This window comes from Flavobacteriales bacterium, from assembly GCA_013214975.1.
Lineage (GTDB): Bacteria > Bacteroidota > Bacteroidia > DT-38 > DT-38 > DT-38.
Genome location: JABSPR010000041.1, coordinates 1 through 1529, shown reverse-complemented (window position 1 = coordinate 1529; position 1529 = coordinate 1). Strand labels below are relative to the sequence as shown.

The window sequence follows — 1529 nt, the reverse complement described above, 5'->3', positions numbered from 1 at the left end:
TAAACTCTTACAACTTCCAAAAACAATCCCAAAAGACGAGGATCACAAGATGAAAGTCTATCTAAACTACGCCGACTAAATTTAGGCATTAACAAATTCCTTATATACGAAGAAGGGGGAGCCGAAACTCCCCCCTCAGATGAATGAGTTTAATTACTCACTCAAAGTCTGCGGGCCTTCCGCAGTACCATTATTCAAATGAATCTTCCGAGGCTTTGCAGTCTCAGGAATTTCATTCCTAAGCTTAACCTTGAGTAGACCATTAACAAACGTCGCACCAGTAACAATAATGGTGGGACTCAACGTCCACTTTCTCTTGAAATTACGCTCGGCAATTCCCTGATGAAGAAAGCTATTAGTGAGTGTTTGGCGAGCCGTAGTATGATCCTTATTTGACTCAATAGTCAAGATATCATCCTGAACTGTTACCGCAATCTCATCTTCAGTAAACCCAGCAAGTGCAATTTCAATTGAAAACTCACTTTCTCCCCTCTTTACAATATTGTACGGAGGATATGCCGCTACCTGTTGTGTAGTTCCCACACCAGAGGAAACGAGACGATCAAAAAGCTGATCGAATCCAACAAGAAACGGATCGTTGCGAAGTTCATTAAAAATACTAGGAAGTCTATTTGTTACTACCATTTATTTTCTCCTTATTATAAGCAAGATATATTTAATTATCTTTTTATTAAACAAACCCGACCATCGGCATTTGCTTAATTCTAATTATAGCACCCTCACGTTAAGTTGTCAAGGGGCTATAGCAAATTATTTTTTATTTCCAATATTATATTTAGCGACAAGGTTCCAATCACCTTTGTCCCTGTAGGTAATTATTTTAATTTGACCCAAAGAGACAACAGGATCAGAACTTTTGTTCACATCAACCAAACTCAATAGGCCCCATTCAGCCAATAGATTTGTAATTGTATTTCTACGACCCAAATCGTTCTCGTTGAAATTAGTGGCTTTACCATCCAGAGCAAATAGCTCCTTAAAATGGACAATATAATACTTTCCTCTTTTATGAAGGATATGACACGACTGATATAATGTTTTTTCTTTACGGCTGGCAATACCAATACGAGTGAGTGTTTCTCTGATTTTTAGAAAATCTTCATCCTCACTCAATTCAATTTCTACTAATGAATTTAAATCTACTGGTACTGGCGTCTCATCATTTCTTTTTTCGCCTTCCATTTTGAAACCCACCTCTCTTCATACGTTTATGTATAAGAGATAGCTGATCACCTGTCAGTACCTTTGCGATCTCATAAGCCTTTCTATAATTACAAGAATAATACTCTTTGATCGCGTCAATATCTTCGTTCGCATCAGGCTTCAACCATCTCGCAAATCGCTTTTTCTTCCTAATGCTATTTAGTAGATAGTCATTCTGCAAGCGATTGTCAAGATGTCCCCGAAGGTTTACTTCATTGACATAAAGAACTGTGTCTGGAAAATAAGACAATGTGCGGTTGACAATAAACGGAACATATTCCTTTTCTGTCAAAGAGTCTTCATCC

General features: G+C 37.7%; 3 protein-coding genes. All 3 read right to left on the bottom strand.

Features of this window, described 5'->3' with window-relative positions; all coding sequences use genetic code 11:
• Window positions 1-153: 153 nt before the first annotated feature.
• Window positions 154-645, bottom strand: coding sequence for an Hsp20 family protein (locus HRT72_02640; protein ID NQY66608.1), 492 nt, complete (start codon window positions 643-645; stop codon window positions 154-156).
• Between the two features lie 126 nt (window positions 646-771).
• On the bottom strand, window positions 772-1203 hold the full coding sequence (gene regA, locus HRT72_02635; protein NQY66607.1) for a translational repressor RegA: 432 nt from the start codon (window positions 1201-1203) through the stop codon (window positions 772-774).
• The coding region (locus HRT72_02630) for a DNA polymerase clamp loader subunit A (protein NQY66606.1) at window positions 1181-1529 on the bottom strand (349 nt) is incomplete at its 5' end. The genes HRT72_02630 and regA, both read right to left, overlap by 23 nt.